This window comes from Paracoccus sp. BR5-17 (assembly GCF_055693925.1).
Map to the genome: position 1 here is coordinate 1,918,731 of NZ_JBVFUV010000003.1, position 12,494 is coordinate 1,931,224.

Annotated in this window: 14 protein-coding genes and 3 pseudogenes; 5 read left to right on the forward strand and 12 right to left on the reverse strand. The window is 66.1% G+C overall.

Translation table 11 applies throughout. From position 1 onward, the window contains the following. Window positions 1-13: 13 nt before the first annotated feature. Complete coding sequence (locus tag ACZ1HC_RS10980; protein WP_472700011.1) at window positions 14-436, reverse strand: OsmC family protein; 423 nt, start codon at window positions 434-436, stop codon at window positions 14-16. Between the two features lie 78 nt (window positions 437-514). After that, entirely contained in the window at window positions 515-1,714 is a 1,200-nt protein-coding gene (locus ACZ1HC_RS10985; RefSeq protein WP_472700012.1) for a deoxyguanosinetriphosphate triphosphohydrolase, read from the reverse strand. Between the two features lie 74 nt (window positions 1,715-1,788). On the opposite strand from ACZ1HC_RS10985, the gene ACZ1HC_RS10990 reads away from it, so the two are divergent. Beyond that, window positions 1,789-2,112, forward strand: a complete 324-nt coding sequence (locus tag ACZ1HC_RS10990; RefSeq protein ID WP_472700013.1) for a HesB/IscA family protein — start codon at window positions 1,789-1,791, stop codon at window positions 2,110-2,112. Here the strand turns inward: ACZ1HC_RS10990 and ACZ1HC_RS10995 are convergent. Continuing rightward, window positions 2,109-2,702, reverse strand: coding sequence for a hypothetical protein (locus ACZ1HC_RS10995; RefSeq protein WP_472700014.1), 594 nt, complete (start codon window positions 2,700-2,702; stop codon window positions 2,109-2,111). The two genes, ACZ1HC_RS10990 and ACZ1HC_RS10995, sit on opposite strands and share 4 nt — an antisense overlap. A 46-nt stretch (window positions 2,703-2,748) precedes the next feature. Between ACZ1HC_RS10995 and xth the strand changes: the two genes are divergently transcribed. Continuing rightward, complete coding sequence (xth, locus tag ACZ1HC_RS11000; RefSeq protein ID WP_472700015.1) at window positions 2,749-3,534, forward strand: exodeoxyribonuclease III; 786 nt, start codon at window positions 2,749-2,751, stop codon at window positions 3,532-3,534. Here xth and ACZ1HC_RS11005 read toward each other — a convergent pair. The 4 genes and pseudogenes from ACZ1HC_RS11005 to ACZ1HC_RS11020 form a co-directional block, all read right to left on the reverse strand. Further along, window positions 3,531-4,418 carry a cation diffusion facilitator family transporter gene (locus ACZ1HC_RS11005; RefSeq protein ID WP_472700016.1) on the reverse strand — a complete coding sequence of 296 codons (888 nt, stop codon included), beginning with the start codon at window positions 4,416-4,418 and terminating at the stop codon, window positions 3,531-3,533. The genes xth and ACZ1HC_RS11005 overlap by 4 nt on opposite strands. Window positions 4,419-4,681: 263 nt before the next feature. Beyond that, on the reverse strand, window positions 4,682-5,020 hold the full coding sequence (locus ACZ1HC_RS11010) for a hypothetical protein (protein WP_472700017.1): 339 nt from the start codon (window positions 5,018-5,020) through the stop codon (window positions 4,682-4,684). Then, window positions 5,020-5,148 carry a hypothetical protein gene (locus tag ACZ1HC_RS11015; RefSeq protein ID WP_472700018.1) on the reverse strand — a complete coding sequence of 43 codons (129 nt, stop codon included), beginning with the start codon at window positions 5,146-5,148 and terminating at the stop codon, window positions 5,020-5,022. The genes ACZ1HC_RS11010 and ACZ1HC_RS11015 overlap by 1 nt, the downstream gene beginning before the upstream one ends. Then, window positions 5,145-6,924, reverse strand: a pseudogene (locus tag ACZ1HC_RS11020) (extracellular solute-binding protein). The gene ACZ1HC_RS11015 and the pseudogene ACZ1HC_RS11020 overlap by 4 nt, the downstream one beginning before the upstream one ends. Before the next feature lie 349 nt (window positions 6,925-7,273). Here ACZ1HC_RS11020 and ACZ1HC_RS11025 point away from each other — a divergent pair. Further along, on the forward strand, window positions 7,274-8,056 hold the full coding sequence (locus ACZ1HC_RS11025; protein ID WP_472700019.1) for a 3-hydroxybutyrate dehydrogenase: 783 nt from the start codon (window positions 7,274-7,276) through the stop codon (window positions 8,054-8,056). Window positions 8,057-8,073: 17 nt separating this feature from the next. Here ACZ1HC_RS11025 and ACZ1HC_RS11030 read toward each other — a convergent pair whose 3' ends face one another. Then, on the reverse strand, window positions 8,074-8,469 hold the full coding sequence (locus ACZ1HC_RS11030) for a baeRF12 domain-containing protein (RefSeq protein ID WP_472700020.1): 396 nt from the start codon (window positions 8,467-8,469) through the stop codon (window positions 8,074-8,076). Between the two features lie 48 nt (window positions 8,470-8,517). Then, the gene (locus ACZ1HC_RS11035) at window positions 8,518-9,720 is read right to left on the reverse strand and encodes a pyridoxal phosphate-dependent aminotransferase (protein WP_472700021.1); all 1,203 of its coding nucleotides are present in this window, start codon (window positions 9,718-9,720) and stop codon (window positions 8,518-8,520) included. Window positions 9,721-9,805: 85 nt separating this feature from the next. Here ACZ1HC_RS11035 and ACZ1HC_RS11040 point away from each other — a divergent pair, with 85 nt between their 5' ends. Both ACZ1HC_RS11040 and ACZ1HC_RS11045 read left to right on the forward strand, forming a co-directional pair. After that, entirely contained in the window at window positions 9,806-10,096 is a 291-nt protein-coding gene (locus ACZ1HC_RS11040) for an FAD assembly factor SdhE (RefSeq protein WP_472700022.1), read from the forward strand. 127 nt (window positions 10,097-10,223) lie between these two features. Continuing rightward, complete coding sequence (locus ACZ1HC_RS11045; protein ID WP_472700826.1) at window positions 10,224-10,724, forward strand: MarR family winged helix-turn-helix transcriptional regulator; 501 nt, start codon at window positions 10,224-10,226, stop codon at window positions 10,722-10,724. Window positions 10,725-10,730: 6 nt separating this feature from the next. Here the strand turns inward: ACZ1HC_RS11045 and ACZ1HC_RS11050 are convergent, their stop codons facing one another. The 3 genes and pseudogenes from ACZ1HC_RS11050 to ACZ1HC_RS11060 all read right to left on the reverse strand — a co-directional run bounded on the left by ACZ1HC_RS11050 (window position 10,731) and on the right by ACZ1HC_RS11060 (window position 12,493). Continuing rightward, on the reverse strand, window positions 10,731-11,159 hold the full coding sequence (locus ACZ1HC_RS11050; RefSeq protein ID WP_472700023.1) for a VOC family protein: 429 nt from the start codon (window positions 11,157-11,159) through the stop codon (window positions 10,731-10,733). 21 nt (window positions 11,160-11,180) lie between these two features. Next, a pseudogene (locus tag ACZ1HC_RS11055) lies at window positions 11,181-11,659 on the reverse strand (dihydrofolate reductase). Continuing rightward, a pseudogene (locus ACZ1HC_RS11060) lies at window positions 11,659-12,493 on the reverse strand (thymidylate synthase). Before ACZ1HC_RS11060 ends, ACZ1HC_RS11055 begins: the two co-directional pseudogenes overlap by 1 nt. Window position 12,494 lies beyond the last annotated feature (1 nt).

A 12,494-nucleotide genomic window follows, 5' to 3' on the forward strand; every position in this document is an offset into this window, starting at 1 on the left:
ACCCGGATGCGCATCAGGCGACCGTCGCCTCCATCGTGACCTCGGCGTTCAGCAGCTTCGAGATCGGGCAGCCCGCCTTGGCCTTCTGCGCCAACTCCTCGATCTGCGCCCGGTCGCCATTGCCCGAGATCCGGGTGACGAGGTGGGCCTTGGTCACGGTGAAGCCGTCGCCGTCCTGTTCGAGGGTGATCCTGGAGCTGGTCCTGATGTCGATGTCGCCGATCCCGGCTTCGGACAGCATGTTCGACAGCGCCATGCTGAAGCAGGCGGCATGGGCGGCGCCGATCAGTTCCTCGGGGTTGGTGCCCGGCTCGTCGGCGAAGCGGGTGTTGAAGCCGTAGCCCAGATCCTTGAGCGCCCCCGACTGGGTCGAGACCGTGCCCTTGCCGTCCTTCAGCCCGCCCTGCCAGGTGGCCGATCCGCTGCGTGTGAACATCGCCTTGTCCTTTTCTGCGTTCATTGCTTGCCGTGGGAACGCGGCGGAACGGGCAGGGGTTCGCGGCGCACGGAAATATCACCGGCGGGGAAACAGCCGCTGGTGTTCGGCGATGGCAAAACGGTCGGTCATGCCCGCCACGTAATCCAGAACGATGCGGGCGCAGGCAGTTTCGTCACCGGCCTTGCGGGCAACCTCGCTCCAGTGGTCGGGCATCTGGCCCGGATCGTGCAGGAACAGCGGGAACAGGTCGTTGAGCATGGCCGTGACGTTGCTGCGTTCGACGACTACCGACGGCGCGCGGTACATGCGGGTGAACAGGAAGGACTTGATCGCCTTGAGGTTCTGGTAGAGCGGCTTGGAAAAGCGGATGATCGGGCCGTCCATGTCGCGGATTTCCTGGGCCGACTGGGGCTGCAGGCCGGCCAGGCGGTTCTGGGCCACGGCGATCACGTCCTCGACCATGACGCCAAAGACCCGGCGCAGCGCCTCGTAGCGGCGGCGGGTGGGATCCAGCCCGGGATAGAGATGGTCGACTTCCGCGAAGGCGGGGCCGACAAGGGGAAGTTCGGCCAGCTCGTCCTCGGTGAACAGTTCCGCCCGCAGGCCGTCGTGCAGGTCGTGGTGGTTGTAGGCCACGTCATCGGCGACGGCCGCCACCTGCGCCTCGGCGCTGGCGTTGGTGTGCAGTTCCAGATCCCAGTCGGCGTTCACCTCGGCCAAGGCATAGGGCAGGGTCGGGACGGCAGGCCCCGCTGCCGCGCGGCTTGCCCGGATGACCGGCCCGTTGTGCTTGGCGATGCCTTCAAGCGCCTCCCAGGTCAGGTTGAGACCGTCGAAATCGGCGTAATGGCGTTCCAGCCGGGTCACGATCCGCAGGGCCTGGGCGTTGTGGTCGAAGCCGCCATAGGGCTGCATCAGCGCGGCCAGCGCGTCCTCGCCGGTATGGCCGAAGGGCGGGTGGCCAAGATCGTGGGCCAGCGCGACGGTTTCGGCCAGATCGGTGTTCAGGCCAAGCGCGCCGGCGATGGTGCGGGCCACCTGCGCCACCTCGATGGTGTGGGTCAGGCGGGTGCGGAAATAGTCGCCACGATAGGCTTCGCCATCGTGTTCGACGAAGACCTGCGTCTTGTGCTTCAGGCGGCGGAAGGCCGAGGAATGGATGATCCGGTCGCGGTCGCGCTGCCAGGGACTGCGGAAGGTGGACATACGTTCGGGATGCAGCCGCCCGCGGCTGGCCTCGGGATGGCAGGCATAGGGAGCGGTCGCGCTGGACATCGGGCAGGGCCTTCCTTGCAACGGGTGCCACGGACCCTATATTCTGGGCCTGCCGCCGAAAACGGGAACGCCCCATGAACCTGCCGCCGAAAGTCACCGAACGCGCCTTCACCCGCCTGGCCGAGATCAACGATTCCAGCGAGGCGCGCCCCTTGCGGGTGGCCGTGGCCGGCGGCGGCTGTTCCGGCTTCCAGTACGACATCCGGCTGGACCAGGCGCAGCCGGACGATCTGGTGCTGGAGGGGGCTGGCCAGAAGGTCGTCGTTGATCCGGTGTCGCTGCCCTTTCTGGCCGGCGCGACCATCGACTTCGCGGACGAACTGATCGGGGCGCGCTTCGTGATCGACAACCCCAACGCCACGTCCAGTTGCGGCTGCGGGACCTCGTTCTCGATCTAGCCGCAGATCCTGTTGCGGGTGTCCAGGTCGATGTCCAGCCGGCGCAGCCCCGGTGTCGGCAGGCGGTTGGGATAGTAATCCTCCAGTTCTTCGTCCAGGTCGGTGACCTCGGTCGTCACCGTCAGCCCCTGGCACAGATCCAGCGGCCCTGCCGAGGCGACGCGGACCTTGCCCTCGGTCTCGATCAGGCGGATGATGTAGCCGTGCTTGCGCGCGACCGAGGCGCCGAAGGTCATCGGCTCGGCCATCTCGGTCCACTCGGTCTCGGGCCCGAACAGCGCGTCCTCGCCCTGCCAGTCGGTGCCGTGGGCGAAGCGGACCGTCCAGGTGCCGGGCGGCACCAGCAGGCGGAAATACTGCCCGCCGTGGATATATCCCGCCATCACCGCATCACCCCCGGTCGGCGGCGACAGGAACACCGCGTAGTCGCGCCCGGGCAGCGTCTGGACCACCAGCGGCAGGGTCGCGGGCAGCCCGCTGCGGTTCCACATCAGGCCGGCGCGGGGCCGGTCAGCGGCCCATGCCGGCAGGGCCAGGGCGATCGTCAGCAGAAGGGCAAGAAGGCGGCGCATGGGGTGGAACGCGCTCATCGCGCCTCTGGTTGCCAATCCCGGGACGGCGGATAAAGATGCCGCCATGAAGATCGCGACATTCAACATCAACGGCGTCAAGGCCCGCATCCCGGCGCTGACGGACTGGCTGGCCGGATCCGGGGCGGATCTGGTGGTTCTGCAGGAAATCAAGTCGGTGGACGAAGCCTTTCCCCGCGCCCACTTCGAGGATTTGGGCTGGACGGTCGTCACGCATGGGCAGAAGGGCTTCAACGGCGTGGCGATCCTGTCCAGGCTGCCGCTCGAGGACGTGGTGCGCGGCCTGCCGGGCGACGACACCGACGAGCAGGCCCGCTACATAGAAGCGACGGTCGTCGGCGACCAGGCGATCCGCGTCGCGGGTCTTTATCTTCCGAACGGCAATCCCGCGCCCGGGCCGAAATACGACTACAAGCTGGCCTGGATGGAGCGGTTGCGCCTGCGCGCAGCCGACCTGCTGAGGACCGAGCTTCCGGTGGTGATGCTGGGCGATTTCAACGTCATCCCCGAACCCCGCGACGCCGCCCGGCCGCAGGCCTGGGTGGATGACGCGCTGTTCCTGCCCGAAAGCCGCGCGGCCTTCCGGCGGATCGTGAACCAGGGCTGGACCGATGCCGTCCGCATCCGCGACCCCTGGGCCACGCGCGGGCCGTTCACCTTCTGGGACTATCAGGCCGGTTCCTGGTCGCGCGACGACGGCATCCGCATCGACCATCTTCTGCTGTCGCCGCAGGCCGCCGACCTTCTGGTGGAAACCGGCATCGACAAGGAAGCCCGCGCGGCCGAAAAACCCAGCGATCATGTGCCGGTCTGGGTGCGGCTAGCCGCCTAGAGGACCAGCACGCCCGAATGCTTGGCCTTGTGTTCGGGTTCGACATGGATGGTGATCTGCGCGTCGTCCAGGCGCTTTTTCAGCGCGGCCTCAATCCGGTCGCAGATCGCGTGGGCTTGCGCCACGGGGATTTCCCCGTCGACGACCAGATGGAAGTCGATGAAGGTCATCGAGCCGGCGTGGCGGGTGCGCAGATCGTGTGCCTCGATCGCGCCATCCGCATGGTCCGAGATGGTCGCGCGGATGTCGCGAAGCACGTCGTCCGACACCGCCTTGTCCATCAGCCCGCCGACCGAGGCCGACATCACCCGCCAGCCGGACCAGAGGATGTTGACGGCGACCAGCCCCGCCAGGATCGGGTCCAGGATCGGATATCCCGTGGCGATGGCCACGGCCACGCCCAGGATCACGCCCGCCGAGGTGACGACGTCGGACAGCAGGTGATAGCCGTCGGCGACCAGGGCAGGCGACTTCAGGCGCCGCCCCTGCCGGATCAGCACAAGGCACCAGGCTGCGTTGATGCAGCCCGCGACCCCGTTCAGCAGCAAGCCGTTCAGTGGCGCGTCCAGCGGCCGGGGATCGCGGATGCCCTGATAGGCCTGTTCCAGGATCAGCAGCGCCGCGACGATGATCAACACCCCTTCCAGCACGGCCGACAGGAACTCGGCCTTGTGGTGGCCATAGGGGTGGCCACGATCGGCAGGACGCTGCGCGATGCGAATGGCGATCAGCGCGGCCAGGGCAGTCGCCACGTTGATCGTGCTTTCCAAAGCGTCCGACAGAAGCGCGACCGATCCGGTGACCTGCCAGGCCAGCGTCTTGAGGCCCAGGACCACGATCCCGACCGCGATGCTGCCCAGGGCGATCCTGATGGTGCGATTCATCGCGACGGTCCTTCGTGTCGTGGCCTCCCGCCCCGGGGCGTCTGACAGATCAAGGGGTCAGTTGCAACTGGAAAGACATCCGCTGGACGTCCGCGGCGGGCGCCGACAGGCCCATGCGGCCTATGGCGGCTCTCCGTGGCCGCGTCGGTGGTCTGGATGTGGCTGGCGGAGGGTTCAGGCCCTACCTGTGGGGCCTGACCAGGGCAGGCGTCTGCCCGGCGGGCGCGGCCATCATCCTGCGGGGGCCGCGCGCCGCCTGATCGTCAGTCGCCGTCGTCGCGCACCTCGTCGTCGTCGCCAAAGCGGGCGTCGTCGGAATATTCGTCCTCGCCCTCGTTCACGTATTTCGCGCTGAGCGCGATTGAGTGGTTGTCGTGGATCGGATCCATGACCACGTCCGACGGGATCTCGCCGGCCAGCCATTCGCGCAGTTCCTCGCGGATCTCGGACGGCTCCTGGCCCGTGGCCTCGGCCAGATAGGCGACGAAGGCGCGCTGATCCCCGTCGATCTCGTCCAGGTCGGATTCATCGACCTCGGGCCATTTCTCGACGATGGCCTCGTAGAAGGCGGCCCAGTTCTGTTGCACATGGCTCCATTTCATCAGTATCCGCCTCCCATCGACGATTGCGCCCAAGTCGCAATCCCGGTTATGTCTTCGCCCACGCCCGCGACCGTGTTGCAGCCGGCCAGCACCATGCAGGCCAGCAGCGTGCCCAGCACTGCTCTCATTCCTCTGCCTCCTGCCACCACAGCTCGGGCATGAAGCCCGGCCAATCTCCGTAAAGCGGCGTTCTTTGGGCAGGATAGCGCAGGTCCGCGGCATGGGCCAGCCGCGAGACCGGCGAGAACCCTGCCGGTATCACGTAACGCCCCGCCGTCAGGATTCGATCCAGCGCCTGAACGGCTGCGGTGAAGTCGGCGTCCGATTGCGCATTGACCATGGCGGCGATGGCGGCTTCGGCGGCGGGGCTTTTCATGCCCATCCAGTTGCGGCTGCCGGGCTGGTCGGCCGCGGCCGATCCCCAGTAGAGCATCTGTTCGTTGCCCGGCGACAGCGACAGGGCGCGTTCGTACCAGGTCATGTCGAACTGGAACTCGTTGGTGCGCTGCACGAACTGCGCGGCGTCCAGAAGCGTGATGCGGACCTGCATCCCCAGGTTCCGCAGCGCCTGGACATAGATATCCGCGATCTGCTGGGTTTCGGACGCGCTGCGCATGGCGGTCCCGGACTGGTTCAGCAGGATCTCGAAGGCGAAGGGCTGCCCCTGGGCGTTTCTCAGGACGCCGTCCTGAACGGTCCAGCCCGCCTCGGACAGCAGGGACATGGCCCGCCGCAGCCCCGCCCGGTCAAGAACCCGGTCCGAGCCCTCGGGCAGCTCATAGCCTTCGATCGTCCCGGGGGACAGGTCGGCTGCGAAGGGCGCCAGCAGGTCGGCCACGCGGCCCGTCGCGGGTCCGGGCTGCATCGCCAGATCCGAATTGGCGAAATACGAGGTGATCCGCCGGTCCTTGCCGCCGTTCAGCGTGTCGTTGATGAAGCGGAAGTTGAACGCCTCGATCATAGCCTGACGGACGCGCCAGTCGGAAAACAGCGGATTGCGCGTGTTCATCACCAGGCCCATGATCCCCGAGGGCCGGCCGCTCGGGATCTCGGACTTGACGGCATCGCCGCGCGCCATCAGCGGAAATCCGTAGTCCTGATCCCACCGGTTCGCGGACAGTTCACGCCAGACCGTGACCTCGCCGGCCTTGAAGGCCTCGAACATGGCGTTGGCGTCGCCGAAATAGTCGTAGCGGATCACCTCGATGTTGTTGCGCCCCCGGTTCACCGGCAGATCCTGTCCCCAGTAGTCGGGATCGCGGCGGAAGGTGATCATCCGGCCGGGGTCAACCTGATCGACGACATACGGCCCCGATCCGATCGGCGGCTCCAGCCCCGACGCGGAAAAGTCCGTTCCCTGCCACTGCGCCTTCTTCAAGACCGGGCGCAGTCCCATCAGCATCGCCAGTTCCCGGTCGTTTTCCGAGAAGGTGAAGCGGATGCTGCGGGGGCCGGTCTGTTCCATCTTCGTCACCTTGGCCCAGGCGCCGTGATAGCGTGGATGGCCCTGCGTCCCCAACACCTCATAGGACCACATCACGTCCTCGACAGTGACCGGGCTGCCGTCGGAAAACCGCGCCTCGGGGCGCAGGGTGAACTGCACCCAGCTGCGGTCCGGCGCGGTTTCGACGCTTTCGGCCAGCAGGCCGTAGAGGGTGAAGGGTTCGTCCAAGGTGCGATACATCAGCGTCTCGGCCACATGCGCGCCGACGCCCCATGCTGCGTTGCCTTTCAGGACCCAGGGCTTCAACGAGTCGAGATCCCCCCGGTTCGGCCAAGCGAATCATCCCGCCCTGTGGCGCCTTGGGGTTGACATAGGGAAGTTCCGAAAATCCTTCCGGTAGAGCGGGTTCCCCATACATCGCGATGGCGTGGGCCGGTTCCGCACGGGCTGGAAGCGACATTGATGCAACACAGGGAAAAGCGGCCAAAAACAGGCACAAGGGGCGAAGAAGTGCCAATTTGCTAACGTTTCTTAAGATTCTCACTGCCTGTCCGCCCGCGTTTCTTGTTTTCGATACGATTTCAACAAAGTTGCGCGGGGATCGTCAATGGCGGGTCAAACTTCTCGGTTGGACTTTCGCGGGCGTTGGCGTATAAATGACTTACTGCTCGATAGGTTTCTTGCCTGTATGAAACCTGCCTCATGACTTGCGCCCGCCTTGTGCGGGCGCTTTTTTTCACCATGCTGCACCTGCAAAAGGGCTGCGGGACCACGTCGCGCGGTTGAAGCCATCCATGAGGAGCGGGGCGATGTTCGAGAAGTTTCTGGCCGGTAAGACGGCAGTCGTGACGGGTTCTAACTCGGGCATCGGGCTTGGGATCGCCCACCAGCTGGCCAGGGCCGGGGCGGATGTCGTCCTGAACAGCTTCACCGACCGGGACGACGATCATGCCCTGGCCGAAAGCCTTGCGCGCGAACATGGCGTCGCGGTCCGCTATGTCAGGGCGGACATGTCCCGGGGCGAGGACTGCCGCGCCCTGATCGCCCAGGCGGGGCGCTGCGACATCCTTGTCAACAACGCCGGCATCCAGCACGTCGCCGCCATTCCCGATTTCCCGGTCGAGAAATGGGACGCGATCATCGCCATCAACCTGACATCCGCCTTCCATACTACGGCTGCGGCCCTGCCGCTGATGCGGGCTGCCGGCTGGGGGCGGATCATCAACGTGGCCTCGGCGCACGGGCTGACGGCAAGCGCCTACAAGGCCGCCTATGTCGCGGCCAAGCACGGCCTTGTCGGCCTGTCCAAGGTGACGGCGCTGGAAACCGCGAAAGAGCCGATCACCTGCAATGCCATCTGCCCGGGCTACGTCCTGACCCCCCTGGTCGAGGCGCAGATCCCTGACACCATGAAGGAATACGGCCTCGGTCGCGACGAGGTCATCCAACAGGTGATGCTCGAGCGCCAGCCCTCCAAGGAATTCGTCTCCGTCGAACAGCTGGGGGACACGGCGGTGTTCCTGTGCAGTCAGGCTGCGGCGCAGATCACCGGCACCACGATCAGCGTGGACGGCGGCTGGACCGCGCTGTAGGGGCGGGCGGGCCCCGGTCAGGCGAGGGCGTCCTCGATGGCGCCCTCGATGGCACCCGGTGCCAGATCGGTCAGGTTCCTGTCGATTTCCCTGTGCAGGCGGAACTGCAATTCCTTGTGGTAGCGCTTCCGAAGCACGCTCAGGGTCGGGGCATCGGCGATCACCACCACATCATCCACCTTGTGCCTGAGAACCATCGCGTTCAGGTAATCGGCAAGCTGCGCCGCAAAGGCCAGCGCCTCGTCGCCGCCCCAGGCGACCCGCGCCGCGTTCCCGCAGTGCGGTAGCCGGTTCAGGCTGTCGGGGCTGACCCGCTCGATCTCGGACAGGTGGACGCCATGCTCGGCCTCGTTGCGGAACAGTCTCGCCGAATGGCCGTCGGCAACGACGACCAGTGCGTATGGGGGCAGCATTGTCTCCTCCTGTTCCGGTGCTGCCAGGGGAACGCCGGCACCAAGAGGTCAGTTGCAGGCGTCGCAGAACTGCCGGATGCGATCGACCGCCGCCGCCAGCCTGTCGTCGCTGGTGGCGTACGAGATACGGAAATGCGGCGACAGGCCGAAGGCCGCGCCAAAGACCACCGCCACCCCCGCCTCGTCCAGCAGCGCATTGGCGAAGGCTTCGTCATCCGCGATCAGCCGTCCGGCCCCCGAGGTCTTGCCGATCAGCCCCGCGATCGAGGGATAGACGTAGAAGGCCCCCTGCGGCACCGGGCACTGGATCCCGGAACAGGCGTTCAGCCCCGCCACCACCAGATCGCGCCGCCGCTGGAAGACGGCGCGGCTTTCCGTGATGTAATCCTGCGGCCCGGTCAGCGCCGCCTCGGCCGCGTACTGGCTGACCGAGCAGGGATTCGACGTCGATTGCGACTGCAGCTTGGCCATGGCCTTGACCAGCGGTTCGGGCGCCGCGCCATAGCCGATGCGCCAGCCGGTCATCGCGTAGGCCTTGCTGACGCCGTTCATGGTCAGGGTGCGGTCCTTCAGCCGCGGCTCGACCTGTGCGGGCGTCGCGAAGCGGAAACCGTCGAAGACAAGATGTTCATAGATGTCATCCGACAGGACCCAGACCTGCGGGTGGCGCAGCAGCACGTCGGTCAGCGCCTGCATCGCCGCCCTGTCATAGCCCGCCCCCGAGGGGTTCGACGGCGAATTGAGGATCAGCCACTTGGTGCGCGGGGTGATCGCGGCCTCCAGGGCCTCGGCCGTCAGGCGAAACCCCTGGTCCAGGCCGCAGGCGACGATCACCGGCCTGCCCCCGGCCAGCAGCACCATGTCGGGATAGCTGACCCAGTAGGGCGCGGGGATGACGACCTCGTCGCCCTCATCCAGCGTCGCCATCAGCGCGTTGAACAGGATCTGCTTGCCTCCCGTGCCCACGGTGATCTGGGTGGGCGCGTAGTCCAGCCCGTTCTCTCGGGCGAACTTGTCGCAGATCGCCCGCTTCAGCGACGGCGTGCCGTCAACGGCGGTATAGCGCGTGTGGCCTGCATCGATCGCTGCCTTGGCAGCCTCGCGGATATGGGCCGGGGTGTCGAAATCGGGCTCTCCGGCGGACAGGGCGATGATGTCGTGCCCCTGCGCCCGCAGTTCGGCCGCGCGCGTCGTCATCGCGATCGTGGGCGAGGGCTTGATTCGGGTCAGGCGGTCTGAAAGGAAAGCCATGGCGGCCCCCGATGGTTGGAACGGCGTCGGGCCTTGGCTTAGTCTGCGTCCGGGTGAACGGCAAGCGCGGCGGAAGGATGAACGAATGACGGAAACGGCCGATAGCCGCCTGCGGCGCCTGAGGATGCGCAGCTGGCGGCGCGGGATGAAAGAGATGGACCTGATCCTGGGTCACTTTGCCGACGGTCCGCTGGGATCGCTGGATGAGGCAGACCTGGAGGCCTATGAGGCGGTGCTGACGGAAAACGACCAGGATCTGTATCTGTGGATAACCGCGCGGGTGAACGGCGGCCCCCATCGCGGCCCCCAGCCGATCGCGGCGATGCTTGACCGCATCGCCGCCCATGCCGCCCAGCGGCTCAAGCCGGTCCGCTAAAATTTTCCCCAATCGCTTGCGGAAGTTGCCTTGCATTAACTGAAGATTTTGGATTCTGCGGCATGGTGGGTTCATGTCGAACAAATCAGGACCGCGAGACGCCATGATCTCACCCGCGCCGCGCGATATGCGCCCCCAGGCCGACGTCCAGGCCCTGCCGGATCTGGCAGACACGACCGACGCCTATCTTGAATCCCTGCAGCTTCTGGAACGGCTGCACCGGCTGATGCTGGATCTGGTCAAGGACGAATTCGAACGCCTGGGCCAGCACGACCTGACCCCGGTGCAGGCGATGATCCTGTACAACCTGGGTGGGGCCGAGGTGTCGGCAGGCGAATTGCGGTCCCGCGGCATGTATCAGGGATCGAATGTCAGCTACAACCTGAAGAAGCTGGTGACGATGGGCTACGTCCATCACGAACGCAGCGACATGGACCGCCGGTCGGTGCGGGTCAAGCTGACGGTCCAGGGTCAGGCGATCCGCGACATGGTCCACCGCCTGTTCCTGCGTCATGCCGAAGGGCTGGCCATGTCCGGCGTGCTGGAAGACCCGCCCCTGGACAGGGTCAACCTGCAGAACCGCCGGATCGAGCGGTTCTGGCTGGAGCAGATCCGCTATATCTACTGAGGCGCCCTACCAGTGGCCGGTGTTTTCCATGCTGGCCCAGGGTTCCGCGGGGGGCAGGTGATCGCCTTCCTGCAGCAGTTCGATGGACACGTTGTCGGGGCTGCGCACGAAGGCCATGTGCCCGTCCCGCGGGGGGCGGTTGATGGTGACGCCGGCATCCATCAGCCTCTGGCACATCTCGTAGATGTTGCCGACCCGATAGGCCAGATGCCCGAAGTGGCGGCTGTCCGAGGGAAGCCCTTCGTCTCCGTCCCAGTTGTAGGTCAGTTCGACCGGGCATTCCGGCTGGCCCGGGGGGGCCATGAAGACCAGCGTGAAGCGGCCCTTGTCGTTGTCGATGCGGCGCGTTTCCTCAAGCCCCAGCAGCTTGAAGAAGGCCATGGTCTTGTCCAGATCCTTCACGCGGACCATTGTGTGCAGATAGCGGATGTTCACGGGTCAACCTCCTGTCAGGGTTCAGCGGCGGCGCAGGTATTCGTAAAGGGTGCAGCAGGGCGCCTGGCTGCGCAGCACGACGGCCGCCAGGCAATGCCACTCGGCCGGATTGAAAGGGGGAAGAAGGCGTCGGCGCCCTCGACCGCAAGATCGACCTCGGTCAACAGCAGCCGGTCGGCCAATGGCAGCATCGCCCGGTAGATGCCGGCACCGCCGATGCCATAGACGCGGCGATGATCTGCGGCATGGGCATGGCCCAAGGCCTCGCCAGGCGTGGCGACGACGTTTTCCGCAAGGCCCCGATCGGACGAGACCACCAGGTTCAGCCGGTTCTTCAGCGGCTTGACGGGAAGGCTTTCCCAGGTGCGGCGGCCCATGATGACCGCGCCGCCGGTGGTTTCCCGCTGGAAGAAGGCCAGATCCTCGGGCGCGCGCCAAGGGATGGCGTTGTCCTTGCCGATGGCGCCGTTGCGGTCGCGGGCCGCGATCAGGGTCAGCATCAGACCGCCACCGGGGCCCTGATGGCCGGATCGGGGTCATAGTCCAGCACCTCGAAATCCTCGAAGCGGAAGTCGAAGATCGAGGACACCTCGCGGCGCAGGCGGATCCGGGGCAGGGGCTTCGGGGTCCGGGCAAGCTGGGTGCGAACCTGGTCCAGATGGTTTGCGTAGATATGGGCGTCGCCGATCGAATGGACGAAGTCGCCGGGCTCGTATCCCGTCACCTGGGCCAGCATCACCAGCAACAGCGCGTAGGAGGCGATGTTGAACGGCACCCCCAGGAACATGTCCGCGGACCGCTGATACAACTGCAGATGCAGCCGTCCGCCCAAGATGCGCACCTGCCACAGCGTGTGGCACGGGGGCAGGGCCATGTCGGGCACTTCACCGGGGTTCCAGGCCGAGACGATCAGGCGGCGCGAGATCGGGCGTCCTGCGGATCGCCTCCACAAGGTCGGCGATCTGGTCGACATGCCCCGCAAAGAACAGCGGACGGCCTTCGGCGTCCAGCCCGCTGGGCACCAGCCTGGGAAAGCGGCGCCACTGCTGGCCATAGACGGGGCCCAGATCGCCGCTTTCGTCCGCCCATTCGTCCCAGATCGACACGCCATTTTGTTGCAGATAGCGGATATTGGTGTCGCCCGACAGGAACCACAGCAGTTCGTGGATGATCGACTTCAGGTGCAGCTTCTTGGTCGTCACCAGGGGAAAGCCTTCCGACAGACGGTAGCGGCACTGCAGCCCGAAATGACTGATGGTGCCGGTGCCGGTGCGGTCCGTGCTGTCCTGGCCCTGTTCCAGAACCGTGCGCAGGGCATCGTGATACTGTTGCATG